20 protein-coding genes are annotated in these 25,514 nt (G+C 33.7%); 6 read left to right on the top strand and 14 right to left on the bottom strand.

The window, feature by feature from the left end:
* Complete coding sequence (gene ftsY, locus DESTER_RS02065) at positions 1-1,422, top strand: signal recognition particle-docking protein FtsY (RefSeq protein WP_013638016.1); 1,422 nt, start codon at positions 1-3, stop codon at positions 1,420-1,422.
* A 7-nt stretch (positions 1,423-1,429) separates the two neighbouring features.
* On the opposite strand, the gene DESTER_RS02060 is transcribed toward ftsY, so the two are convergent.
* The 14 genes from DESTER_RS02060 to DESTER_RS01995 all read right to left on the bottom strand — a co-directional run bounded on the left by DESTER_RS02060 (position 1,430) and on the right by DESTER_RS01995 (position 17,273).
* The gene (locus DESTER_RS02060; protein ID WP_013638015.1) at positions 1,430-2,458 is read right to left on the bottom strand and encodes a DNA cytosine methyltransferase; all 1,029 of its coding nucleotides are present in this window, start codon (positions 2,456-2,458) and stop codon (positions 1,430-1,432) included.
* Positions 2,459-2,468: 10 nt separating this feature from the next.
* Positions 2,469-3,365 carry an NgoPII family restriction endonuclease gene (locus tag DESTER_RS02055; protein WP_244829575.1) on the bottom strand — a complete coding sequence of 299 codons (897 nt, stop codon included), beginning with the start codon at positions 3,363-3,365 and terminating at the stop codon, positions 2,469-2,471.
* A gap of 105 nt (positions 3,366-3,470) precedes the next feature.
* Entirely contained in the window at positions 3,471-4,664 is a 1,194-nt protein-coding gene (locus DESTER_RS02050) for an ABC transporter permease (protein ID WP_013638013.1), read from the bottom strand.
* A gap of 1 nt (position 4,665) precedes the next feature.
* Entirely contained in the window at positions 4,666-5,856 is a 1,191-nt protein-coding gene (locus tag DESTER_RS02045; RefSeq protein WP_013638012.1) for an ABC transporter permease, read from the bottom strand.
* Position 5,857: 1 nt separating this feature from the next.
* Positions 5,858-6,547, bottom strand: coding sequence for an ABC transporter ATP-binding protein (locus DESTER_RS02040; protein ID WP_013638011.1), 690 nt, complete (start codon positions 6,545-6,547; stop codon positions 5,858-5,860).
* Between the two features lie 2 nt (positions 6,548-6,549).
* Complete coding sequence (locus tag DESTER_RS02035) at positions 6,550-7,788, bottom strand: efflux RND transporter periplasmic adaptor subunit (RefSeq protein WP_013638010.1); 1,239 nt, start codon at positions 7,786-7,788, stop codon at positions 6,550-6,552.
* Complete coding sequence (locus DESTER_RS02030) at positions 7,785-9,050, bottom strand: TolC family protein (RefSeq protein ID WP_013638009.1); 1,266 nt, start codon at positions 9,048-9,050, stop codon at positions 7,785-7,787. The genes DESTER_RS02035 and DESTER_RS02030 overlap by 4 nt, the downstream gene beginning before the upstream one ends.
* A 12-nt stretch (positions 9,051-9,062) precedes the next feature.
* Positions 9,063-10,040, bottom strand: coding sequence for a tRNA (adenosine(37)-N6)-threonylcarbamoyltransferase complex transferase subunit TsaD (gene tsaD / locus DESTER_RS02025; RefSeq protein WP_013638008.1), 978 nt, complete (start codon positions 10,038-10,040; stop codon positions 9,063-9,065).
* Positions 10,040-11,905 carry a DUF3857 domain-containing protein gene (locus DESTER_RS02020; RefSeq protein WP_013638007.1) on the bottom strand — a complete coding sequence of 622 codons (1,866 nt, stop codon included), beginning with the start codon at positions 11,903-11,905 and terminating at the stop codon, positions 10,040-10,042. Before DESTER_RS02020 ends, tsaD begins: the two co-directional genes overlap by 1 nt.
* Positions 11,906-11,926: 21 nt before the next feature.
* A complete protein-coding gene (glmM, locus tag DESTER_RS02015; protein WP_013638006.1) occupies positions 11,927-13,279 on the bottom strand; it encodes a phosphoglucosamine mutase in 1,353 nt (450 codons plus the stop codon).
* A 1-nt stretch (position 13,280) separates the two neighbouring features.
* Positions 13,281-13,919, bottom strand: coding sequence for a YbbR-like domain-containing protein (locus DESTER_RS02010; protein ID WP_013638005.1), 639 nt, complete (start codon positions 13,917-13,919; stop codon positions 13,281-13,283).
* Positions 13,903-14,715: a diadenylate cyclase CdaA gene (gene cdaA / locus DESTER_RS02005; RefSeq protein WP_013638004.1), complete on the bottom strand. Its 813-nt coding sequence runs from the start codon at positions 14,713-14,715 to the stop codon at positions 13,903-13,905. The genes DESTER_RS02010 and cdaA overlap by 17 nt, the downstream gene beginning before the upstream one ends.
* Positions 14,709-15,917 (bottom strand): dihydropteroate synthase, encoded by a 1,209-nt coding sequence (folP, locus tag DESTER_RS02000; RefSeq protein WP_013638003.1) that lies wholly within the window; start codon positions 15,915-15,917, stop codon positions 14,709-14,711. Before folP ends, cdaA begins: the two co-directional genes overlap by 7 nt.
* Before the next feature lie 69 nt (positions 15,918-15,986).
* A complete protein-coding gene (locus DESTER_RS01995; protein ID WP_013638002.1) occupies positions 15,987-17,273 on the bottom strand; it encodes an RNA-guided endonuclease InsQ/TnpB family protein in 1,287 nt (428 codons plus the stop codon).
* Between the two features lie 108 nt (positions 17,274-17,381).
* Between DESTER_RS01995 and DESTER_RS01990 the strand changes: the two genes are divergently transcribed.
* Genes DESTER_RS01990 through DESTER_RS01970 form a run of 5 tightly spaced genes read left to right on the top strand, consistent with a single transcriptional unit; the run spans position 17,382 to position 25,514 of the window.
* Positions 17,382-20,027, top strand: coding sequence for a CBS domain-containing protein (locus DESTER_RS01990; protein WP_013638001.1), 2,646 nt, complete (start codon positions 17,382-17,384; stop codon positions 20,025-20,027).
* Positions 20,014-20,817, top strand: a complete 804-nt coding sequence (locus DESTER_RS01985; protein WP_013638000.1) for a PDZ domain-containing protein — start codon at positions 20,014-20,016, stop codon at positions 20,815-20,817. Before DESTER_RS01990 ends, DESTER_RS01985 begins: the two co-directional genes overlap by 14 nt.
* An 11-nt stretch (positions 20,818-20,828) precedes the next feature.
* Positions 20,829-22,721: a type II secretion system secretin GspD gene (gene gspD / locus DESTER_RS01980; RefSeq protein WP_013637999.1), complete on the top strand. Its 1,893-nt coding sequence runs from the start codon at positions 20,829-20,831 to the stop codon at positions 22,719-22,721.
* The gene (gspE, locus tag DESTER_RS01975; RefSeq protein ID WP_013637998.1) at positions 22,711-24,306 is read left to right on the top strand and encodes a type II secretion system ATPase GspE; all 1,596 of its coding nucleotides are present in this window, start codon (positions 22,711-22,713) and stop codon (positions 24,304-24,306) included. The genes gspD and gspE overlap by 11 nt, the downstream gene beginning before the upstream one ends.
* Positions 24,306-25,514, top strand: coding sequence for a type II secretion system F family protein (locus DESTER_RS01970; RefSeq protein ID WP_013637997.1), 1,209 nt, complete (start codon positions 24,306-24,308; stop codon positions 25,512-25,514). The genes gspE and DESTER_RS01970 overlap by 1 nt, the downstream gene beginning before the upstream one ends.

Genomic DNA, 25,514 nt, shown 5'->3' with positions numbered 1-25,514 from the left:
ATGTTTGGATTTTTTAGAAGAAAACCAAAGCTTGAAGATGAGCTAAAGAAAAATCCTTATCAACCAGAGAAGTGGTTAAAGCTTGCAGAAAAGGATGAAAGAAAAGCTCCAGAAGCTATTATTAATACGCTTATTTACAGTAATGGAGAATTATTAGATACTGTTGTTAAAAAGATAAAAAGCTTTGCAATCTTTAGAGAAATTGAACCATTCATACCAAAAGTCGAAGAAAAGCTTGGTAAAGAGTACGCTTCATTTTTACTAGGAATTGTTGAGGAATATAAAGGAAATCTTCAAAAAGCAAGAAACCTTTACGATGTAGCCAGAAATAGCCAAGATTCTACTCTTTCTTTTCTTTCAAACTACTACATTGCTTCCATCTACACAAAAGAGGAAGTCTACGACTTGGCTTACAAAGCACTCAAAGAGATTGAGGAAAAAGTTCCTGAAAACTACAAGCTGGAATTTATGGTTAAAAAGAGAGAACTTGAGGAAAAACTGGGACTTTCCGGTTCAAAACTACTAAAGAGCTTTAAAGAAGGTTTAAAGAAAACTAGAGACGCTTTAGGTCTTTCAGCTTTTAAAGGTAGAGAAGTAGATGAATCTCTTTTTGAAGAGCTGGAAGAAAAGCTTATCCTTGCTGATGTTGGTGTAAATACAACTTTAGAGTTAATAGACTACTTGAGAAATGAGGCAAAGAAGAGAAAAATCAAAAGCTCCGACCAGCTTCTTGAGCTCCTCAAAGGAAAACTTAAAGAGATGCTTTCAAAGTGCAGAGGTTCTTTCAATATTTCAGAAAAACCCTCTGTCATCCTTGTTCTTGGCGTTAACGGTGTTGGAAAGACAACAACAATTGGAAAACTTGCAAAACAGCTAAAAGAGAAAGGTTACTGTGTAGTCCTTGCAGCAGGGGATACTTTCAGAGCAGCAGCCATTGAACAGCTTGAAGTCTGGGCTGAAAGAGCAGGAGTAAGAATCATAAAAGGACAAGAGGGAACAGATCCAGCAGCCGTTGTCTTTGATGCAATACAGAGTGTAAAAGCAAAGGGAGATGATATTCTCATAGTCGATACTGCAGGAAGGCTTCACAATAAAGACAGGTTGATGAAGGAAATCCATAAGATCAAAAAAGTTATTGGAAGAGAGTTTCCAGGACAGCCTGCTGAGATTTTATTGGTACTTGATGCAAACACAGGCCAGAATGCAATCTCCCAGGCAAGAGCTTTTAAGGAAATTACAGATGTAACAGGCATAGCTCTCACAAAGCTTGACGGAACCGCTAAGGGAGGAATCGTCATCGCCATCTGTAACGATCTGAAAATACCTATAAAACTTGTAGGCATAGGAGAAAAAATAGAGGACCTAAGGAAGTTTGACCCTAAGGAGTTCGTTGAGGGATTGTTTGAAGTTGAAAAAGAGTAACTTAGAATTACGCAAGAAAAAGAGGCAACAAGATTTTTGTTCTCTCTTTTCCAATTTTTCTTCGCAGTGTTTCCTTGATAGAAACAGCTAAAATTTCTGCTAATTTTACTGGAACTGCATTACCTATCATTTTATAGCCAGCGTCCAATTTCTCATACACAAAAATAAAATCGTCAGGAAAAGTTTGAATTCTTGCACACTCTCTTACCGATAACCTGCGATAAGGATAAGGCGATTCTGGGTCAAAAATATATTTATCTTTTGAAACCTTTATCATTTTATTCGCCTGAGGATGAATAGGTGCATGCCTTCCACTTGCTTGAATAGTGAAAGAAGGCTCATTCCATGACCTTACCCTATTTCTTGACATATAAATAGAGGAAAATGAACCAATATAGTATTCATGATTTGGAACAATAACCTTCGGATTATGCCTGTTTTTCTCAAGAGGTTCAACAACGTTATCTTTTAAATCGTATATCGCATCCCGTAGTGTCTTTTTCCGGTCAAAAGGTTTAGGGAAAGAGTAACTAATTTGAAGATCCTTTCTAAAACCAATTATGAAAACCCTTTTTCTATTTTGAGGAACTAAGTAGTCATAGGTATCTATTAACTTATAATAAATATCATAACCAGCTTTCTCTAAGGAAGTTAGTATAAGATTAAAAGCTTTTTTATGTCTCCTATGCAAGATTCCAGCAACATTCTCAAATAAAAAGAAATAAGGTCTTTTTCTTGAGATTATGTCTATATAGTTTAGAACTAATCTTCCTCTTTCATCTTCAATTCCCTTCCTATTACCAGCCTCGCTCCAGCTTTGACAAGGAGGTCCCCCTATTATTCCCACGCAATCTGGAATATCAGAAACAGGAATAACTCTCAAGTCCCTCTTGTCCAAATAAGTCCCCGGAAAGTTTCTCGTATAAGTTTCCCAAACATCTTTATCATTATCATTCGCCCAAACAATGGAAAAACCAGCTAATTCAAAACCTAAGTCTAATCCTCCACAACCTGAAAACAGAGACACTATCTCCATTTATCCTCCACTACATCTTCAACACAATAAGAGTAGAATCTATTATACTTGCAGGATTAGCTGGGTTCTTCACCTTTAGCGACCTTTCCCTAATAAACCCTTCCTCCCTCAGTTCAAAATATTTTTCCAAGATCTCCTCTTCTGTTTCCTGTAAAATCCTTTGCAGTTTTTCTTTCCTCAAAAGAATCAAAACTTTGTTATTCTCATCTTTAAATTCCTCTATCCCATTTATATCACCAAAAGTTCCCTTAGGAGAAAGGATATTCCACATTCCGCGAATTCTTAAATCGGTAATACCTAAAGGGTCTACCCTATCTATTTTTGCCAGTTCTTTCGTTTTCTTCATTTCTAACCCAATATCTGTCAATGAGTGCTTAACAGCTTTCTTTATAACGTTAAAACATCTCTCGTAAACTTCTTTATCTGCAGCATATAAATCTCCATAAATCATATAAAGTCTATGAATGAGCATTCTTTTTACTACTCCTATGGAGTAAATAAGATCTTTTTCCTCCCAATCCTCAGCCTTCCTACAACTATTTGTTATTCTCGGATCTGTCCTATACAATTTATTCTTGGGATAAGAGCTATTAAGAGGTATTTTCTTCCTCAAACCGTCCGATTCTATTTTCTTAACTTCAACAGCATCGCCACCTTTAATCATCAGGTCAGGAGGATTATTTTGATTCCCTAAATAAGAAAAAACCTCACTAAAGATCTTTATTTTTTCACTCTCTGACTCTAAATTATAGGTTCCAGCAAACATATCTCTTACAAAGTGCTCTAAAGCTTCTCCAGAGCTATTCACTCTACTTCTATAAACCGAAACATCAATAGAGGGAAGACCATAACCAAAGGCTTTAATGTAAGAAGATAAATTCACTATAAAGTCAATAATCGTTTTCACAGCCAACGTATATACCCTCCCTAAGCTAAGAGTTTAGATTTAAAATATAAGCCAATCCATACCCTCAACGCTAACAAAAACAATAACATAGTCTCTGATACGTTTTTACACTTCTCTCAAAACTTCTTTCGGCTCAAAGGAGGTTGCTCTGATTGCAGGATAGATTCCTGATAGAAGACCTATAAGTATGGAAAGTATGGAAGATATTATTGCTCCTTTAAGAGGTATGTAAACTACCCAACCGGCTATTTTTGATATTAGAGTAACTACTAAAAGAGCAGTAACTATTCCAAAAAAAGCTCCTAATAAAGACAAGACAGTTGATTCGATGAGAAATTGTTTAAAAATATCAAATCTTGTGGCGCCAAAGGTTCTTCTGATTCCAATTTCTATTAATCTTTCATAAACAGAGAGTGTCATGACAGCCAGTATTCCAAGAGCTCCCACACTAAAAGCTATAACCGCAACAATTATTGAGAGCTTTGAAAAGATTTCTATTGCCTGTTTTTTTGTGTTTACTACATCTTCATATCTACTTATTGTGAAATCTTTTTTTCCATGTCTCTTGAGTAAAAGTCCTTCTACTTCTTTTATTGTTTCAGGAATAAGATCTGGAGAAAACGGCAGAACATAGATTCCATCAATGTAATCAACGTTTGAGATTCTCTTAACAGCAGAAGTTATTGGAATGTAAACTCTTTCGTCAAGATTTTCTCCACTTAGGTCTGTACCCCTTTTTTCCATAACTCCAACAATTTTGTAAGGAGCATTAAAAAGGTAGATTACTTTTCCAACAGGACAAGTTTTGTTGTAGAGCTCTTTTGCAACATCTATTCCTATAACAGCTACTTGAGAAATTTCCTCTATGTCTTCTTTTGTTAAGAATCTGCCACATAAGGGTGTGTAACCTGCAATTTCTATATATTCAGAATTTACTCCAAACACATCTGCCTTTACCGATTTTCCACCGTAGTGTACGTTGGGACTTACCTGTTTATACGGAGAAACTGCTTTAACAGAAGGACATTTTTCCTTAATTGCTTCTGCATCTTTTAAAGTTAAAGTTGGATAAAATGAGAGCTGAATAGTTCTACCACCAAGGTTTTTAACTTCTCCTGGAATTACAGCAATGACATCTGAACCAAGATTTCCAAGAGCTTTTAAAACCTGTTGTTTCAAAGCTCCTGTAATTCCCATCATGAAAGTAAGAGAAAAAACTCCTATTGCTACTCCTATCACAGATAAAATCATTCTCTTTTTATTTTCTTTAAAGTAAGCAACAAGAGATCTAACAGCCATTCTACACCTTCGTTTTTAAGGCTTTTACAGGTTCAAAGAGAGAAGCTTTTTTAGCAGGGAAATAAGCAGCAAGAAGACCGACGATAATTGAGAATATCGTAGCTAAGAAAAAGGCTTTTACTGGATAAACTACCGGAACGTTAAGAAGCGGCAAAATGTAGTGAACTGCTAAATAACCAACGAAACTTCCAATGAAAGCAGCAACAACTGATATAACGACACTTTCAAAGAGAATTCTTAATAAAACAGCTTTTTTAGTTGCTCCTAAGGCTCTTCTCAGACCAATCTCCCACTGTCTCACATAAACATTTATGTAAAAAATAGAAGAGAGAACAAAACCGCCTACTACAAGAGCTGTAGTTGAAGCTATTCCCAAAAATAGAGCAAAGCTTGCAGAAAGCATTGAAAGAAACTTCTTAACAACAACAGGAGTTATTATTGTAAAATCATCTGGCTTGTGGTTTTTCAATAAGATTTGTCTTGTTTCTTTGACTATTTTTTCGTACTGTGAAATATCAAGAACTCTAAATCTTATAATAGACACTCTGTTAAACGTCTTTTCTACTACTTTATCAAAAACTCTATAGGGAATGAAAACCCTATTATCAAGGTTGTGTCCGTTAGGAGTTTTTCCTTTTCTCTTATAGACTCCAATTATCTTAAAAGGTGTTTTTCCAATTAGAATAATTTTTCCTATTGGATTTTGTCCAGGATAGAAGAAATCGCTAACATCGTGTCCTACAACTGCAACTTTTCTAAGGTTTTTTAAATCATTTAATGTAAAACCTCTACCCATTTCAATTTTGTAATCCCAGGAAAGAAGCCAGTTTTTTCCAACACCAAAAACAGCAGAAAACTTAGAAGTTTGGATATTTGAAATCATCATTGGTTTAACAATTCCATAAGTTAGAGCAAATATTCCTTCTAAATGTGAAATTTTCTTTACATCTTTTAACTCAAGGTTGTTAGTTCTTCCTCGAGGACCACTCCCTATACTACCAGAAACAATAAGAACAGAATCAGGACCAAGTTTTTTAATTACTCTGTTAGCTTGAAGATTACTTCCTTCAATAGCTGAGACAATTAAAACAACAGAGGATACTCCAAAAACTATTCCAAGTAGTGCAAAGAAAGTTCTCGTTTTACTGTAAAACAAAGAAAGGATTAAATCCTTAACAAAAAAACTCATCATTTTACTGAACTACCTTCCCATCTTCTAATTTAATAATTCTTTTTGCATAAGATGCCGTAACAGGATCATGAGTAACAACAATTATGGTTTTTCCTTCCTTGTTAAGATTAGAAAATATTTCCATTACAGCTTTTCCAGATGCTGAATCCAACTGTCCTGTTGGTTCGTCTGCAAGAATTACTTCCGGAGAATTTATTAAAGCTCTGGCAATGGCCGTTCTTTGTTTTTGGCCACCTGAAAGCTGATCAGGCTTAAAGTAGATTCTTTCTTTCATTCCAAGTTTTGAAAGAATTTCTTTTCCCTTTTCTTCAGGAGATTTATTTTTGAAAAGCTTTTTCTTGTAAGCCGGATCAAGATACTCTACAGGCAAAATTACATTATCAAGAACTGTAAGATAAGGGACTAAATAAAATGCTTGGAAAATAAAACCAATATATTTACCTCTTATTTTTGAAAGTTCGTCATCTGAGAGCTCTAAAACGTTCTTACCGTTAAGGTAGTATTCTCCTGAAGTAGGCTTATCAAGACAACCTAATATGTACATAAGTGTTGACTTTCCAGAACCAGAAGGCCCCATTATAGCAACAAATTCACCCTTTTCTATTTGAAGGTCTATTCCTTTTAAAACTTCTGTTTGTAGCTCACCCTGTTTATAGACTTTTCTTATGTTCTTAAGTTCTATTAATGCCATTTTTACTTCCTTGTTACTTTTAGTGCTACAGTATCTCCTTCTTTTAAACCTTCGACGATTTCTGTAAACTTGTCATCGCTCCATCCAACTTTTACTGGTGTTTCTACAACCTTTCCATTTACGACCTTATAAACTGTGTATTTTCCATTTTTCCACTTAACAGCAGCATTAGGAACTACGAGAACATTCTTTTTAATACTAGCTATTATTGAATTGTGCGTTGTCATTTCAGGTTTCAAAAGTTTTACATCCTTAAAACCTCTTGCAACAACTATATAGTACACAACATTATTGAGAATCTTTGGTTTTGGATATATCTCTTTTACTTTTCCTTTAAAAATCTTGCCTCTATAAGCATCAACTGTAAACTCAACATCCATTCCTTTCTTAATTTTTCCAATTTCTGTTTCATCAACGTATATCCAGTTTTCAAGTTTTTCAGGATCAAGGATTGTTACAAATTCAGGAGCGTTAAGTCCTGCAACAACAGTTTCACCTTCTTGAGTAGAAACAAAGGAGATAATTCCACTTTTTGGAGCATAGATGTATGAATAAGAATATCTGATTTCTGCCTGTTTTAAAGCTGCCTTTGCAGTTTCAAGATCAGATTTATACTTTGCTTTTAGTTCTTCAAGGTTCCTCTTTTCAATTTTTACATCAAGATTAGCCTTTTTTAGACTCTCTTCTGCGGCTTTTAGAGAGCTCTGCGCCCGTTCAAACTCTGCCTTTGCCTGTTTTAACTTCTGCTCAGTTGTATATCCGATCTTAAAAAGTTTTTTCTGTCTATCGTACTCCCACTTTTTTAGTTCATAGTTTTCTTTCTCAGCTTTTAGCTTAGCTTCTGCTGCTGTTAGCGATGCAAGAGCTGACTTTAATCTCATTTCTTGTATCTTTATCTTTTCTGAATAGGTCTTTTTTACCTCTTCTAAGTGAGCTTTAGCTTTTTTTAATTCTTCTTTTAGTTCTCTGTTATCAATTATTGCGATCAAATCTCCTTTATTTACGTAATCACCAACTCTAACATTTTCTTTCACAACTGTTCCAGATATTCTTGCACCAACTTTGATTTCTCCTCCAACTTGTGGTTTTACTATTCCAGTAGCATCTATAACATTTCTAACATCTCCTTTTTTGACTTTAACTGTTTGAACTGGAACAAGCGTTACTTTTTTGCGGGATTTAATAAAGAAAAAACCTCCTATAAAGATAGCAATAAGGACTAGCGCTAATATTTTTTTCACTTTTTACCTCCGTAAAGAAGCTCACCAGTTGCCTTTTTTAACTCATAGTAAGCACTATTTAGGTTAAAAAGAGAATTTATATAGCTTTCTTCCGCAGTCTTTAAATTATCAAAAGCTTGTAAAAGAGCAACTATATCTGAAACACCTAACTTGTACTCGTTTAAAACTCTTTTATAAGCTTCCTTAGAATAATTTAAGAAAGACTTAGCAGATTTAACCTCTTCCATAGCCGAATTTACTGCTTCTACAGCGTTTAAAACTTCCCTCTTAATAGCATTTTCCTGCTTTTTTAAACTAAGTTCTTTTGAAATTAAGTCTTTCGTAACTGCAAGAGATTTTAGTTTTGTTACTCCACTATCAAAAATAGGAAAACTTAAAACTGCTGAAAGTTGATAGTTGTCTTTATCAGGGAAAAAAGCTGTTCCACTTTTTGTATAAGACGCAGAAAAATTTAGCTGTGGAGAAAGTGTTTTCTTTTGAATTTCGACGTTCAATTTAGCAATTTCTATCTCTTTTTTAAGCTTATAAATTTCAGGTCTCTTTAAAAGAGCAATTGAAATGAGTTTTTTTATTTTTGGTAGCTTAACTTCCTCTAAAAGCTCAACTTCAGCTTTTTCTCCTGTTTTTAGCGAAAAGTTTACTAGCTCATTTAACAGGTTAAAAGTTTGATTATATTCTTTTTCTGTATTTCTTAGAGAAGTTTTTGCCTTTTCAACATTTGCCTTTGATTTTAAAACGTCTGTAATGAGAACTAATCCATTTTTGTACTTTTTTTCGGAAATTTTTAATATCTCTTTGCTGCTTCTAAGGAGCTCTTTTCTTATTTCAATCAATTTTTCCAAGGTCTTTAATTTCAGGAGATAATTAATAGCTTGAGAGTAAAGCTCCAATCTTGTTTTTTCTAATGCATCTTTGTTAACTTCAATAGAATACTTATCTACCTTTAGCTGAACATTTCTTTGAAGATTTAAGGGATTAGCACTTACTGAAATTCCCAAAGTATATTGCTGGTTCCAAGATTTTGATAAAAAACCTGTGTAAGGATAGAACTCATCTACTTCTCCAGTTAGACTAATTCTTGGAAAATAAGAACGGAAAGTTGCTTCTCTTAGGAATTTTGATTTTTCTATAGCAGTTTTCTCTATTCCAATTTCTAGAGAATATCTATCAATAAGAGATTTTAGTTGAGAAATAGTCACAGCGTATGAATTTTTAAGAGAGAAGAAAAACAAAATAAATAATAAAAATATGGACTTACTCATTTAAAAGCCTCCTTACAAAGAGCTTCTTGCAATGGCATTCATACTTAAACTATCTTCTCCTTCTATTAAAAACTTCCTGTATCCTACATACGCTACCATTGCTCCATTGTCAGATGTAAATTCCATTTCAGGAAGGAAGAGGTTTAAGTTTTTCTCTACCTGCATTATTTTTAAACTTTCTCTTAAGAGAGAATTAGCAGAAACACCACCAGCAATTGCTACTTTTTTCACTTTTAATTCCTTAATAGCTTTTTTCAGTTTTCCTGTAAGATACTCAATTGCCGTTTTCTGAAAAGAAGCAGCTACTTGCTCAACCGGATATCCCTTCTCTATAAGTCTTCTAACTGCTGTTTTGAGTCCACTAAAGCTAAAGTTAAATTGTGGAGCTCTTGGTTTTGGAAGATCTATAAAGTCTCCATCATAGTTTTTATAAATCTTATCTATTACGGGACCTCCCGGATATCCCAAACCAAGCATTTTTGCTACCTTGTCGTAAGCTTCCCCCACGGCATCATCAAGAGTCTTTCCAATGAGCTTATACTTACCAAGTCCCTCAACTAAGACAATAAGTGTGTGTCCACCACTTACAACTAAGGATAAAAAAGGAAACTCAGGAACTTTACCAATAAAAGGAGAGAAAATATGAGCCTCAATGTGGTGAACTCCTTTTAAAGGAATTTCCCTCCAGTAAGCAATACCCTTTCCAAATGTTACTCCAACTAAAAGAGCAGGAAGAAGACCGGGAGTTCTTGTAACAGCAACAAGTTCTATATCACTAACTTCAATACCTGCAACCTTTAAAGCTTCATTAAAAACTATATCTATATTCTCTGCATGTTTTCTTGCTGCAATTTCAGGTACTACTCCTCCAAACTCTTGATGAAACTGATACTGAGAAGAAACAATATTAGAAAGCATTCTGTTTTCTTTACCATTATAAACTGCTATGGAAGTGTCATCACAAGAAGTATCTATTCCTAAAACTATCATTAACTTTTCCTCTTAAGAACAATTGTTTGATTTCTTAACGTTTTTACAGTAGTGTTAAAAAGTTCTCTTAAGTCTTTGTATTCTTCAGGAGGTACTACATTCTTCTTTAAAATCATTTTTGAGTGAAACTTCAAAGTTTTTCCTTCCATTTTCCACTTTATTTCAAAAGAACCAACTCTATTTTCAAAATAAAAGTTTTCTGGTTTTAAATATAGCTCAAAACCTTTTGGTAACTCTACTTCCACTACTGATTCTTTTGTCATCTTATACCCAATAACGTAAGGATACTTTCTCTTCTTTGAAGCCACTAACGAAACAATCCTGCTGTAATCAGGAACTGGGACTTTTGCCACTAAAAGGTGAGAAGTTAAAGTTCCATAAGTTGTATCTTCCCCTTTTATTTTTACTTCAATGTCTGGAATGTTAAGGTTTTTAAAGTTTGATAGCTTAAAACTGTCTACATCAAATCCTGGAGAAACTTTTGAGGCTAATTCTTCAACGTGTCTTTTTGTTGAATCAGGAGAAAGTGATAAAAGTCTGCTTCTTTCAAATTCGCTGTAAATACCACTATAAGTAAATGTGAACTCACCGCTTAATTTTCCAAACGGATGAAGTTTAAACTCTCCTTTAAAGCCTTCAACATTTTTCTCTGAAGGAGCTATAGGTGTTTCTGAAACTTTTCCTTCTTCTTTTTCAACATCTACAATCAGAACTCTTCTTCCTTGATCTCCAGAAGGAAGATAACCAATAGGTGTAACATCACTGGTTGTATCCATGAAAAGATAACCATTTTCAGTTTTTATAGCTGCTATTTCATGATTAAACGCTGTAGGAATTGGAACTTCAGGATCCATGTTAGGAGTACTAAGTGTAGGGATTAAAACAGGATAACCCTTTACTCCAATGACTTTTAACATTGAAATTAAGAGTGTTGCATGATCTTTACAGTCTCCATACCTATTTTTCAAGATTTCTAAAGCTTTATGTGGCTTATAACCATTTATTCCAAACTCCATTCCGACGTATCTTATGTTTTGAGCTACAAAATTATAGATAGCTCTTATTTTTTCCTCTTGTGTTCTCTTTCCAGCAGTTATTTCTTGTACAGTTTTTATAATTGTTTCATCAGGTTCAATAGCTTCCTTTGCAAGATCCGAATACCACCTAGCAACTTGGTTCCAGTTTTTAAGGGAAGTAATTACAACTTTTTTAACAAGTTCTCCCATTGGAGGCATATTAGGTTCTTTCTCTATAGGAGGAATGTCTCTAAGTTTCCAACTAAGGACTTTATAGTTACTCTCCTCTTTAACCTGAGGTTTTTCTGTCATGTTATATTCTTTATACTTAAAGTACTTACCTTTGGGAATATAGGCTGTAAAAGAAGCTTCTTTTATTGGATATTCATCCTGGAAAAAGTTTGTGCTCCAAAATTCATTTTTCATATAAGGTTTTACGGTTTCTACTTCGAATGCATACTTTATTATTGCTCCCTTAGTTACTGCAGGCATTGAGATAGTTTGATATTTTAGGTCTGAATAAATTGGCGCTTCCGATACAAAAGGAGGATATACGATATTGAAAGCTTTTTTATCTGGTTTTACTATTTTACCGTTAGGTAAAACCGTGTAGGCATAAAGAATTTTTAGCTTTTGGTGTTCAGTGGAAAATGGAATTACTATTTCTCCAAAGTCCTTAATTCCTCTCTTGTCAAGAATTTTAATTGCTCTTTCTTCTTTCCAAATTTTTCTTCCATCGGGGAAAAACTTAACAAAAGTATAGTCGTATAGAATCTCTGCTCCGTAAGTATCTGCAAGAACTTTTAATGGAAAAAGAAACAAAGCTAAGACGGTTAGAAGCTGTCTCATTTCACCTCCTATTAACACTTTTTATTCTTCAACTATACCTTCTTCTCTTAATGCTTTTTCTATGAGCTCTGTCATTTCTTCAATTAGCTCTTCACTCTCTGCTTCAACCATAATTCTAATAAGAGGTTCTGTTCCTGAATATCTTACAAGAACTCTTCCTCTTCCACTAAGTTGTTTTCTTGCTTCTTCTATTGCTTTACTAACTCCTTCCATCTTCTCTATAGGCTTCTTTTCTTTCACTCTTAGGTTCTTTAGTTTTTGTGGATACTTTTTCATCATGCTGCTAAGTTGACTTAGAGGTTTTCTTGTTGACTTTACAATGGAAGCAAGGATAACAGAAGTTAAAAGGCCGTCTCCTGTTTCAAGATAGTCCCTTAAAATTATGTGACCGGATTGTTCACCTCCAACAAGGGAATCTGTTTCTACCATCTTTTCAGAAACAAGTCTATCTCCAACATTTGTTCTAATAAGGTTTATACCAAGTTTCTCAAGAAAAAGCTCAAGACCTATATTACTCATAACCGTTGCAACAACAGTTTTGTTTTTATCCATATAGTGAGCTGCAAAAATTGCCATTATTTGATCGCCATCTACTACTTGACCGTTTTCATCAACGGCAATGCATCTATCGCCATCTCCATCATAAGCAAATCCAATATGGAGTTTAAGTTCCTTAACTTTTGAAGCTATGAACTCTGGATTTGTTGCACCACAGTTTTCGTTAATATTTAAGCCGTCTGGCTCAGCATTGAACACAAAAACCTTTGCTCCTAAAGCTCTAAATATTTCAGGTGCTATTTTAAAAGTTGCTCCGTTTGCACAATCTATACCTATTTTAAGACCTGCAAGATATCTACCTGCAGATTCTATGAATTTTTCGTAACCTTCAACCAAGTTTTCTCCATCAAAAACTCTTCCAATGTTATCTGAAGAAGCCTTAGGTAATTCAAACTTATTAAAAATAACAAGTTCAAGAGCTCCTTCTTCTACTTCTGTAAACTTTCTACCTTCCTTATTAAAGAACTTTAATCCATTATATTCATACGGATTGTGAGAAGCTGAAACCATAACACCACCGGATAAATTTCCTTCCTTGATGAAAAATGAAAGAGCAGGAGTAGGAACTACATCAACGTCAATTACATCCACTCCGGTTGCCGTTAGTCCACTTATAAGTGCAGACTTTATCATATCCGAAGAAAGTCTTGTATCTTTTCCAACAACTACCGTGTGTTTTTCTCCAGGATACTTAGAATTAAGATAAACACCGTAAGATACTCCTATCTTTTGAACCATTTCTGGTGTTAATGGATATCTGTTTGCAATTCCTCTAATACCATCTGTTCCAAAAAGTTTTCTCTTTGGAATCCGCATTCTACCTCCTGTTTTTTCTAATTATCAATTTTACTCTGCTTGGCTCTACTTTATAATTGCTAACGATGTTTAGGTATATTTCTGCATTTCCCTTTATGCTTGATAAGTCAATCTTTTCTGTTCTAACAAAATGTACTTTATTTTTTAGCTTTTCAGGAATATAAACAATAACATAGTTAGGAGATAGAATAAGTTTAAGATTTTTCCTTATTCCTATAGCTTCTAGCTTTACAGGAACTACCTTTTTTATTAGCTTTTCAGCCTTAATTCTTAAATAGCTTGGATCAATCTTTTTCACTTTAACAGAAGATACAGGAAGCAAGAGCTTATCTTTCTTTATTTTTACTAAAGCAGTCCCACTTTCGTTAGTTTGAATCTTTTCTGGCAAAAGAATTCTAACCAAATTTTTTTCCTTAAGAATAAGTAAATCTTTTCTATAGCCTTCTACAGTAAGATTTATTTCTTTGGGAAAGTAATCAATAATCTTATAATTTCCCCTAGAAAGAGGGCTTACTTTAACTCTCAATTCGGTTTCTGTAATTTCTTTGTTTGTAGCAAGAAGCCAAAGTAAGATAGCAGAAAGTAGAGCAAGTACCTTATAGTGAAACTTATAAAAGATAAGATCAAAAGCTTTCTTCATTTCTCCTCTTGAAATAGTCAACAAAGTTTTTCTTTTCTTTAGCTTTTTTAACAAGCAATCCTTTTAGTACCTTTTTTAATTTTGGAGGGTCAAGATTTTTTATCAATTTTCCTGCATACGAAATAGACACAGCTCCTGTTTCCTCAGAAATAACTACTGCTATAGCATCGGTTTCTTCTGTAATTCCTATGGCCGCTCTATGTCTTGTTCCTACAGTTTGAGGAAGATGAGGGTTTAAAGATAAGGGAAGAAACGCACCCGCTTTGTATATCTTATCTTTCCTTATTATCGTTGCGCCATCATGAAGGGGTGTTCCAGGCCAAAAAATAGTTATGAGGAGCTCTTTAGAAACCGCCCCGTTTATTAATGTTCCTGCTTCAATATAATTGTCTAATTTTATATCTCTTTCTACTACAATTAAAGCACCTATTCTATCTTCAGACATAGAAGCAGAAGCTCTAACTATTTCCTCTATAACTTTTTCTGCTTCTTCTTCAGTGGTAAAAATACCAAACTGCTTTTCCCCTATCCTTGCAAGAATTCTCCTAATTTCAGGCTGAAAAATAACGATTAGTGCGAATATTCCTATTGTTATTAAATTGTTAAATATAAAGGACAATGTGTAAAAGTGAAAAAACTTTGCTATAACGCTAAACATTAAAAGAACTAAAAGACCTATTAAGATTTGAATAGCTCTTGTTTCTGAAAGATAAACAAAGATCCTGTAAATAAGAAAAGCTACTATCAGTATATCTATAACGTCCCATAGAGTAATTTTCGGTATAGCTTCTAACAATAGACCTCCTCTAGTGCCCATAGAGTATCAAGAAATTTCTTTGTTTCCTTTACATCGTGAACTCTTACTATTTTTGCGCCTCTAATTACCGAGGCATAAACGGATGCAAGAGTTCCTTCTAACCTTTTTTTAGGATCACTTTCACCTGTAATTGTTCCGATAAAGCTCTTTCTTGAAGTTCCGATAAGAATTGGAAGTCCTAGTGTTTTAAACTCTGAAAGTCTTCTTAGGATACATAGGTTATCTTCCAACCTTTTTCCAAAACCTATGCCTGGATCTATTATCAATTGCTCTCTCTTTACTCCTTTTTTCTCCGCTTCTTTTAGTGTTTTCTCGAAGTAAAGAAGGATTTCTCTTATAACATTTTCGTAATAAGGGTTTTTTTGCATGTCCTTTGGAGTTCCTTTTATATGCATAACAATTGCAGGACAGCCTTTTTCTGCTACTAAAACAGCCATGTTTTTATCAAAGTGAAAACCGCTTATATCGTTAACTATATCTGCACCGGCTTCAAGAGCTTTCTTTGCTACTTCCGATTTATAGGTATCTATGGATATAAAAAATTCATTTCCAAGTTTTTTTCTTATTTCTTCAATAACAGGAATAGTTCTTCTTAGTTCTTCTTCTATTGGTACAGGATCAGAACCAGGTCTTGTTGACTCCCCACCTACATCTATTATATCAGCACCACTTTCAAGCATTTCTTCGCAGTGTTTCAAAGCTCTATCAACAGTAGAAAACTTTCCTCCATCGGAAAAAGAGTCAGGAGTAACATTTAAAATTCCCATTATTGCTGGTTTTCTTAACTTTAGTTCTTTACCGTTATAACTGATTATAAACTCGTCTTTTTGATAGTTTTCTACTGCTTCTTTTAGTTTAACTGCTAGTTCTTTAAGCTTAAAAGGTTGGAGCTTTAGTTTTTCAATCAATCTAAAAAGACTTCTTTCTGTTACCATTAATAAAACAGTGCATGTTCCTTTTTCAAAAATCGAAGCCTTTCTTGGAACAGCACAATCTCCACCAACAGATATAGCATCCTGTTTAAGGATATTTGCAGCTCGCGTATCAATATTAGATATCTCTATGTTGAACTTAGAAACCTTTGACGAAAGAATTTTTACTCCTGCTTCAGTAATTCCAATTGATAGAAGATAGTTTTTTAATTCCTCTTTATCTTTAAATTCTCTTATTGTTATAAACATTAGATTCTCCAAACTAGAAAGTTATAATTTGATTTTAACTTAATTATATTCTGTGACATCCTCCTACCACTAAAGTGGTAGGCTTCCTGCTTCAACGAGGGCTATAACCCTCTCCACAGGCTTAACTTCCCCGCTGCCCACGGGTAGGGTTTTCAGGAGTTTTCCTTCTCCTATTCTTTCAACTACCTTCAACATCCATAACAGTTGCTCAATCGCTGTCTTCAAAATGTTCCTTGCTGAATTAACATCCCTGTCTATCTCTCTACCGCAACTTTCACATTTAAACGTTCTCTCTGACAGCAAAATCTCCTGTCTGTGTCCACAGAATGAACAGGTTTGAGTGGTAGCTTCATATCTATCTACAAATAACACAGGAATAAGAGTCGCAAGATTTCTTAACCTTGCAGTTATTCCTCCTATCCCTGTGTTCTGTATCTGCTTTCCAAATAACCCATCCTTCCAGCTTTTTATTGAATCATCTTGTATCGCTATCAAAGAAAATCTTTTGAGATAACTGATGACTTTATTATGTATGTCTTTCCTCTTGTTGCTGATATATTCCCATTCCCTTTTTATGAGATGGTTTATCTTTTGATAATTCTTACTTCCTTTCTCTTTTTTAGAAAGTGTCTTTTGTAGTCTTTTTAGTCTTTTAGTTTCAGGTATATACCAGTTGAATTTTTCTCCATTTGATAGCGTTAGTTGATGTTTTACTCCTAAGTCTATTCCCACAGGTTGAGGTATCCTCTTTTCTTCAATTTCCTTCAATACTTCTTCTTTAGGTAGATAACAGACCACATGCAGATAGAACCCCGATGGTCTCTTGATAAGATACCCTTTTGTTATCTCCGCATTTTCAGGTATCTGATGAAGTCCTAAGACTCTGAATTTCTTCTTTATTCCCTGTATCTTTACTCTGTTTCTGTCTCCCGAAATCTTGTAGGTTACTCCATACTGTTTGAGGGGGATTGTTCTAACTTCTGATTTAAATTTGAGTTTACCTACTTTGTTTCCATTTTCTTTAGACTTTTTCAAATTCTTAAGGTCATCTTTTATTTGGTCTATTAACTCCTGTTTCATTTGAGAAGAGAGAGTTTTAATTTCTCTTTTTTCAAAACCATCAGGAATTTTGATTTCTACTTCTTTATATTTGTAGTCCTTTGTTCTATTTTCAATGTCTGCTATGACAAAGTTACGCAACCATTTAGCTTCCAAAAAGAGTCTATCAAGCTTTTCAATGTCCTTTTTTGATAGGTTCTGAAGTTTTAGCTGATAGACTCTGCATACCTGATTTTCTCTTCTTTCTCTTGTTTCCTTAAGAGTCTTTTTTATTTTCTCTGCTTTTGCTGTTTTCATAGTTTATAATTAATTGTAGGAGATTTGGATTTCAACGGCTTACGCCGTGCGATTTATCCCTGCTTTAAAAAGCAGGGCTTTCTCGCAAAGTTTTCTGTAAGGAGTTTTATGGGAATAGTAATAACTACTCACAAAAACATGGATCTAGATGCTCTTGGGGCAGTTATAGCAGCAAAAAAGCTATATCCAGATGCAACCGTTGTTCTTCCTGGTACGAAAGGAAACGATGTTGTAAAGCTGCTTTCAGAAAATCCTGAACTTATTGACTTCGTAGAGGAAGAAAACTTTAATCCACAAAGTGTTAAAAAGATAGTAATCGTTGATACTGATAACATTAATAGAATTCCTGATAGCATAAGAAAACTAATAAAAGAAAAAAATGTTGAAACAATTGTTTATGATCATCACTCTGCAGAAGTTAGCTTTAAAGACATTGAGCATCATTACAAAGCTTCAGGTTCTGTAACTTCACTTATGGTTCTTCTATTAAAAGGTAAGGGAATTACGCCCACTCCAATTGAAGCTTCTGTTATGTTAGCAGGAATTTATTCTGATACTGGAAACTTCAGGTTTTCTTCAACTTCTCCTATAGATTTTTTAGCGGCAGCTTATCTTGTATCTATAGGAGCTAATATCGAATTTGTCAAAAAGTACCTACCATCAGACCTCTCAGATAAAGAGTTAGACATACTTAAAAACTTAAAGGATAACTTGAAGATAACGGAAGTCCATGGAAACTTAATCGGAATTACTTATGGAAGATTTGATTCTTACATTAAGGACATCTCTTCGCTTGTTAGTAAACTTTTAGAAATTAGTGGTTTGCCGGCTATCATCGCTGTACTTGAGTTTGAAGGAAGTGTATCTTTAATAGGAAGATCAAAGACACCAAAGGTAGATGTTTCAAAAGTTGCAGAACACTTTGGAGGTGGGGGACACGTAGAAGCAGCGTCAGCTTCTATAAAAAGAAAAACTGTTTTTGAGGTTCTTGAAGAGCTAAAAAAGGTATTAGAAGAAGTTGTAGAACCTCTCAAAAAAGCAAAGGATATAATGACTTATCCTCCTATTGTTGTTTCTTTTGACTCTTCCATTGAGGAAGCAAGAACTACTCTTATGAAAAACAGTATAAATGCTGCTCCGGTTGTAGATAAAAAGAGAAATATTGTTGGTATTGTTAATAGAACATTAATAGATAAAGCAATATATATGGGACTTAAGGAAGAACCTATTTTTGAGATTATGGAAAGAGATTTCTTACAAGTTCTTCCTGAAACACCTATCGGTGATGTAGAAAAGGTAATAATAGATAGACATCAGAGCTTTGTTCCTGTTGTTCAAGATGGAAAACCTATCGGAGTTATTACAAGAACGGATATTCTTATGAATCTTTATAAAGATGAAATTTCTGATATTTCAAAGTTTTACGAGAAAAGAGCTCTATCGTCACCTAAGTACAAAAATATAGTTCAAAAGCTAAAAGAAAGTTTACCTAAAGACCTCTTAGATCTCATTAAAAAAATCGGAGAATTTGCAGATGAGTTTGGAGTTAATGCTTACATTGTTGGAGGTTTTGTAAGGGATTTAATCTTAGGACGTAAAAACTTTGACGTAGATATAGTTATTGAAGGGGATGCTACAGAGTTTGCAAAGAAAGTTGCAAAGAAGGCAAATGCAAAAGTTCACACATTTGAAAGATTTAAAACGGCTACAGTAGTTTTTCCTGATGGTTTTCGAATTGATTTTGCCTCTGCAAGAACAGAAGTTTATAAAGCTCCGGGAGCTCTACCTGAAGTTGACATGGCACCACTAAAAAAAGATTTAATGAGAAGAGACTTTACAATAAATACTCTCGCAATAAAGCTTAACAAAAAGGAGTTTGGAAAACTAATAGATTTCTTTGGAGGGCTTAGGGATATAAAAGATAGGAAGATTAGAATTCTTCATTCCCTTTCTTTTGTTGAAGATCCTACTAGAATTTTGAGAGCTCTAAGATTTGCAACTCGTTACCGATTTGAGCTTGGAAAACATACAGAAAAACTTCTTAAGATAGCTGTTCAAAGGAAGCTCTTTAAAACAGTCGAAGGACAGAGAATTTATCATGAACTCAAGCAGATCTTTTTGGAAGATAATCCTTTAAGAGTGGTAAACAAATTAGCTTACTATAAAGTTCTTTCTTCTATTTTTCCTACTATCGTGTGGGACAAAAAGAAAAAAGATCTTTTTGAGAGGATAAGAAAAGTAATAATCTGGCATAAGCTGAATTTTCAAGAAAAAGAGATTAGATATGACCTCCTTTATTTTGGAGCTCTTTTAATAGGTCAATCGTTTCAAAAAATAGATACCTATCTTGATAACCTTTCGGTTCCTGAAAAAGATAGGGAAATTCTTAAAGAAATCTTATTGAAAGCATCTTACCTTCTAAAAGAAGTTAACAAGGAAAGAAAGAACAGTGAAATTTATAAGTTAGTTAGTAGATTTAAAGAAGAAGTTCTTCTTTTTGCTGCCAGCCTAACAGAGGAAGAATGGAAAAGAGAAAAGATTCTTGAATATTTAAAAAGTTGGAGATTTACTAAACCAGCAGTAACAGGAGATAATCTAAAAGCAATAGGACTTAAACCAGGACCAATTTTCAGAGAAATTTTAAATGAACTAAAATACAGGCTAATAGATAAAGAAATACCTGAAGATAAAGAAAAACAATTAGATTTTGTAAAATTTCTAATTAAAGAAGAGGAAAAGTATGCTAAAAGATAAATTGAATTTTGGATTGAATATTTTCTCTGTCTTATTACTTTCTTATTCAATTACGTTATTTCTCTCATCAATCTTTTTGTTAAAACTTCAACCTTGCTTTAATGTCGACTTTAGTTTTAAACCTCAATTTAAGGCTTCAGCTCTTCCTTTTCCTCTTCTTGAGAGAGAAGGCTTTTTTAAATCACCTATCAAGTTAGAAGAAAAAACAATCACTCCTGAAAAAAGAGAAGTTATTAGTCTTGAAGATTTTACTTTAAAAGGAACTATCATCTGTAGTCAATGCAGCCATAGTATAGTTATTCTGAAGGATAAAAAAACAGGAAAAACCTTAGCGGTATCAGAAGGAAAAGAAATAAAAGGTTTTAAAGTTTTAAAAATTTATTCTGACTATGTAGTCTTAAAAAAAGATGGAAAGGAATACATTTTAAAGCTCTTTGAAAAAGAGAATAAAAACTCCCTATCACGCTTAAATACAGGTTTTGAAAACTTTTTTCAAGTTAAAAGAAAAGACATAATGAACGAAATAGCTTCGGGAAATTTCTTGAGATATATAAATATCGTACCTAATATCAATCCAGAAGGTCTTAAAGTTAACTACGTAAATAGGAAAAGTTTCATATATAAGTTGGGTATCAAACCTGGAGATGTAATTACTTCAATTAATGATATTCACATAAAGACACCTGAAGATTCTTTTTCGGCTTTTGAACAATTAAAAAATTCAGATTCAATTACAATTACGGTAGTAAGGAATGGAAGAGAGGTAAAGTTACACTATGAACTTGAGTAGGGGGAAAAAAAATGAGAAAGTTTTTGACTCTTTTTACAGGTATTTCCATAGCATTTTCTTTACCAGCTTATACTAAGGAACCAAATAAAACTGTTCAGATAAACTTTGATTCTGTAGACATACAAGACTTTACAAAAGTAGTCAGCCAAGCAGTAAGAAAGAACTTTATAATTCCTCCTTCTTTAAAAGGAAAAATAACAATCATTTCTCCAAAGCCTATTCCTAAGAAAGAACTGTTTAACCTTTATGTAGCAGCTCTTGATGAGCTTGGATATCAGGTTGTAGAGTATAAGGATTACGTCAAAATCGTTAGAAACAGAGAAGCTACAAAAGAAAGTTCTATTGTAAAAACGGGTCAAATAGATGGTGGAGATAGAATCTTAACGTACATCATAATTCCTAAACATCTTGAAGCTAACAGTGTTCGAAGTCTTGTTAGAAATCTTTTGTCTCCTGTAGGTAGAGTTAGTATTGTTCGCAACTCCAATGCAATCGTTGTTACAGACAAAGAAAAAAACGTTCATAGAATAGAAACTGTTGTTAGAAGACTTGATAGAGCTCCTATGAAAATGGAAATTGCTTCTTTCGAAATAAAAAATGGTAAGGTTGAAGACGTAGAGAAAGTTTTAAAAGTGCTTTTAGATAAAACCTTTGCCTTTGACATTGCTAAGACAGTTCCACTTCCGGGAAGAGACTATTACCACTTTGCTTCTGATAAAAGAACTAATACTCTTTTTGTTGTTGGAACACAAAAAGTTATAAGAGAAGTTCAATCTTTACTTCCTAAATTAGATAAACCTTTAAATGTTGAAGATGGGAATATACACATAATAAGACTTAACTACGCTTTTGCAGAAGACATGGCAAAAGTTCTTAGTAGTCTCTTTAAAGGAACATCGAGAAAATCTATGGGACTAACAGGAGAAGTTAAGATTGTTGCCGATAAATCAAGTAATTCTCTCATAGTTTTATCCTCTCCTTCAGATTTTAAAGTGGTTAAAGAAGTAATAGACAGCGTTGATATAAAAAGACCACAGGTTTTTGTTGAAGTTCAAATTGTCGAAATGTCAATGGACAAGCTCTTACAACTAGGAGTAGAATGGAAATTCCTTTCAAGAGGAAATCTTGTCCCATTTGGTGGTAGTCTTTACGGTAATCTTCCTCTTCAAGCCGGTTATCCTTCTGCTTCTCCAGGACTTTTATTAGGTATTGCAAAGTGGAGGGGTGATACACCAGACATAGGACTTCTTCTTAATGCCTATGCAAAAGAAGGAGGAGTAAATGTTATTGCTACGCCTCAGATACTAACTCTGGATAATGAGGAAGCAGAAATAAATATCTCAAAAGTAATTCCTTACTCAACGGGAGTTAAATACGATGCCAATAATAATCCTGTCATAAGCTATGACTATAAAGATGTAGGAATAACCTTAAAAATTACACCTCACATTACAGCTTCAGGAGAAGTAAGACTTAAAATCTACGAAAAAGTGGAAGATGTCGTTGGATATGCTAATGCAGACCAAACTGCTCCGATAACGTCTAAAAGGGAAGCAAAGACAACTGTTGATGTTCAAGATGGACAAACCCTTGTCATTGGAGGACTTATAAAGAGCAAAAAACTCACTACTATTGAAAAGGTTCCTGTTCTTGGAAATATTCCTGTTCTTGGAAATCTCTTTAAGAAAACGGGACATCAAATTGAAAAAACCAATTTACTTGTTTTCATAACTCCAAGAGTTGTTAGAAGTAGGGAAGAAGAAAATGAACTAACAAATGACAAGGTAAATCTATACAAAGAAAACATTCAAAAGATTAACAAGTCAAGGCAAGGAATTACATCAGATATTAAAGGCTTTGGAAAATTTAATTTAGGAGAAGGGTTAAAGATAAATGTTAAGTGAAAAAGTCTTTTTGAAAAAGCTTAAAGAAGAGGAATTAATTCCTAATAAAGATTTTTCTTCTTTTAAAGAAGTTGTTGGGATACTAAGATGGGAAAATCCTAAGCTTAAATCTCTTTTTGAAGAATTAGGTTTTCCATTCCTTGAAAAACTCCCTCAGCCGCAAAGAGAAGTTCTTGAGAAAGTTAGTCCTTCTTTTTTAAGAAAAGAACGGTTAATTCCATTAGAAGAAGATGAAAATGAAGTAGAAGTTGCAACTGATAATCCTTTTAACCTTGAAGGAATAAAAAAAATTGAGTGGATATTTGCTAAACCGGTTAAAATAGTTGTTATTCCGTTTGATGAAGTTAACAAATTCTTAATGGCAAAGGAAGAAACGGAAGAAAAAGAAGAAGTCATCGACCAGTATGGAGAAGATATTTTAACTCTTCAAGAAGAAGCACCAACTATTCAACTTATTAATGATATCCTAATGACAGCAGTTAGAATAAAAGCAAGTGATATTCACTTTGAGCCTTTTAAAGATAGAATGAGAGTAAGACTTCGTATTGATGGAGTCTTAAAAACTCTTAAAGAAATACCACCTTCTAAAATTCCTTCGGTTGTTTCAAGGCTAAAAATTATGGCAAACCTTGATATTGCAGAAAAAAGACTTCCTCAAGATGGAAGGATAATGATAAAAGTAGGTGGAAAAGAAGTTGACATTCGTGTTTCTACTCTTCCAACCTACTTTGGAGAAAGAGTTGTTTTAAGACTTTTATCAAAGGAAAGTATCCTTTATTCTACAAAAGAGTTGGGACTTCTTGATAAAGAATATAAAAAGTTTAAAAAACTAATTCATACTCCTCACGGCATAATCTTAGTAACTGGACCTACAGGTTCAGGTAAAACTACTACTCTTTATGCAGCTCTTTCAGAAATAAACAGTGAGGAGATAAACGTAATTACTGTTGAAGATCCTGTTGAGTATCAGCTTGACGGTATATCGCAAGTACAGGTAAAACCAGATATTGGTCTTACATTTGCAAGTGCCTTAAGAAGTATCTTACGTCAGGATCCAGATGTGATAATGATTGGAGAGATTAGAGATATAGAAACTGCCGAAATTGCAATTCAATCAGCTTTAACTGGACATCTTGTCTTCTCTACTCTTCATACAAACGACTCAGCAACTTCAGTTACAAGGCTTCTTGATATGGGTATAGAACCTTTCTTAGTTGCATCGTCTGTAATAGGAGTAATTGCTCAAAGACTTGTGAGAAAAATTTGTCCTCACTGTAAAACTTCTTATGAACCTACAGATGAAGAACTTAGAGAAATTGGATTAACAAACTTTGAAGGAAAACTTTTTAAAGGAGCCGGTTGCGAACAGTGTATGGGAACAGGATATCTTGGAAGAACGGCAATATATGAAATTTTAATTGTTGATAAAGAAATAAGAAGTGCTGTACTTGAAAGTAAGGATGCTGACGTTATAAAAAACCTTGCAGTAAAAAAAGGTATGAAAACGCTTAGAATGGATGGAGCTGAAAAAGTTAAACTTGGAATAACAACTATTGAGGAAGTTCTTAGAGTAACGAGAGGCTAATGGGAGTTTTTACTTATAAAGGTTACGATAAAGAAGGAAAAGAGAGAAAAGGAGTTATTGAGGCATCTTCTCGTTCGGGAGCTATTTCCATTTTAAAAAGTCAAGGAATTTTTCCTTATGAAATCAAAGAGGAAGCCATTAAAAAGAGAAACTTTTCTTTTTCTATCTTTAAAAAGGCACTATCAGTTCAAGAGTTAGCTGTTTTCTTTAGAACCTTAGCTACTCTTTTAGATGCAGGAATACCTTTAATTGAAGCTATTGAATCTCTTTCTGAAAACTTTAAAGAAGATAGAAAAAAGATATTTATGACAAAAATCGTAAATAATTTACGTGAAGGAAAGAGCCTTTCAGAATCTCTTAAGATAGCAGGAATAAAAGATCCTGTTATAGTAAGTTTTGTCTCGTCGGGAGAAAAAGGAGGTACATTAGTTCAAAGTTTAGAAATAATTGCATCAATTCTTGAAAAAAGGGAGGAGTTAAAATCTACTATTATTAATGCTCTTATTTATCCGGTAGTTTTGTTGGTTGTTGCCATTGGTGTAGTTGTTTTTATGATGCTCAGCGTAATACCTAAAATAGTTTCTATATATACTTCTATGAAAATTTCTTTACCGCTTAGTACAAAGATTACACTTTTTATAAGTAACGGATTTATTAACTATTACCATTTTATTTTGATCTTTTTTGTTTTTCTTACTTTATTTTTTATTTTTTTAGAAAAGAGAAAGAAAAGAGAATTTGATAAATTTAAGTTAAGACTTCCTGTATTTGGAAAGCTTTTCCTTTATATCGAACTCAATCGCTTTTTTGAAACTCTCAGTAGTTTATTAAAAGCAGGAATTCCTATTGTAGACGCTATGATTTCAGCTACTCATACTGTTAAAAACGAGTACTTAAAGGAAAGACTTCTTCTTATAAACAATGAACTAAAAAAAGGAAAAAGCCTTGCTACCCTTTTTTCTAAGGAAATCAAAGAACTTCCAACTGTTGCTTTGCAACTTATCAAAGCAGGAGAGCAAAGTGGAAGGTTAGCAGAGCTCCTTTCAAAGGTTTCAAAATTCTTAAGAAATGAAGTGGAAATATACACAAAGAATTTGACCTCTATGCTAGAACCTGCTATTATGATAATAATCGGATTGATTGTTGGTTTTATCGTATTTTCATTATTACTACCTATTGTAGAGATAAGTACAATAAAGAAAGTATAA

This window comes from Desulfurobacterium thermolithotrophum DSM 11699 (assembly GCF_000191045.1).
Lineage (GTDB): Bacteria > Aquificota > Aquificia > Desulfurobacteriales > Desulfurobacteriaceae > Desulfurobacterium > Desulfurobacterium thermolithotrophum.
The sequence above is the reverse complement of the archived record's forward strand: the minus strand, read 5'-3'. Positions and strand labels throughout refer to the sequence as shown.

Coding starts and splice junctions, on each gene's coding strand:
- DESTER_RS01995 (WP_013638002.1), bottom strand. CDS start 17,273: ATGAAAACAGCAAAAGCAGAGAAAATAAAAAAGACTCTTAAGGAAACA.
- ftsY (WP_013638016.1), top strand. CDS start 1: ATGTTTGGATTTTTTAGAAGAAAACCAAAGCTTGAAGATGAGCTAAAG.
- DESTER_RS02040 (WP_013638011.1), bottom strand. CDS start 6,547: ATGGCATTAATAGAACTTAAGAACATAAGAAAAGTCTATAAACAGGGT.
- gspD (WP_013637999.1), top strand. CDS start 20,829: ATGAGAAAGTTTTTGACTCTTTTTACAGGTATTTCCATAGCATTTTCT.
- DESTER_RS02060 (WP_013638015.1), bottom strand. CDS start 2,458: ATGGAGATAGTGTCTCTGTTTTCAGGTTGTGGAGGATTAGACTTAGGT.
- DESTER_RS01970 (WP_013637997.1), top strand. CDS start 24,306: ATGGGAGTTTTTACTTATAAAGGTTACGATAAAGAAGGAAAAGAGAGA.
- DESTER_RS01990 (WP_013638001.1), top strand. CDS start 17,382: ATGGGAATAGTAATAACTACTCACAAAAACATGGATCTAGATGCTCTT.
- DESTER_RS02050 (WP_013638013.1), bottom strand. CDS start 4,664: ATGGCTGTTAGATCTCTTGTTGCTTACTTTAAAGAAAATAAAAAGAGA.
- gspE (WP_013637998.1), top strand. CDS start 22,711: ATGTTAAGTGAAAAAGTCTTTTTGAAAAAGCTTAAAGAAGAGGAATTA.
- folP (WP_013638003.1), bottom strand. CDS start 15,917: ATGTTTATAACAATAAGAGAATTTAAAGATAAAGAGGAATTAAAAAAC.
- DESTER_RS01985 (WP_013638000.1), top strand. CDS start 20,014: ATGCTAAAAGATAAATTGAATTTTGGATTGAATATTTTCTCTGTCTTA.
- DESTER_RS02030 (WP_013638009.1), bottom strand. CDS start 9,050: ATGAGTAAGTCCATATTTTTATTATTTATTTTGTTTTTCTTCTCTCTT.
- DESTER_RS02020 (WP_013638007.1), bottom strand. CDS start 11,905: ATGAGACAGCTTCTAACCGTCTTAGCTTTGTTTCTTTTTCCATTAAAA.
- DESTER_RS02010 (WP_013638005.1), bottom strand. CDS start 13,919: ATGAAGAAAGCTTTTGATCTTATCTTTTATAAGTTTCACTATAAGGTA.
- glmM (WP_013638006.1), bottom strand. CDS start 13,279: ATGCGGATTCCAAAGAGAAAACTTTTTGGAACAGATGGTATTAGAGGA.
- tsaD (WP_013638008.1), bottom strand. CDS start 10,040: ATGATAGTTTTAGGAATAGATACTTCTTGTGATGACACTTCCATAGCA.
- DESTER_RS02045 (WP_013638012.1), bottom strand. CDS start 5,856: ATGATGAGTTTTTTTGTTAAGGATTTAATCCTTTCTTTGTTTTACAGT.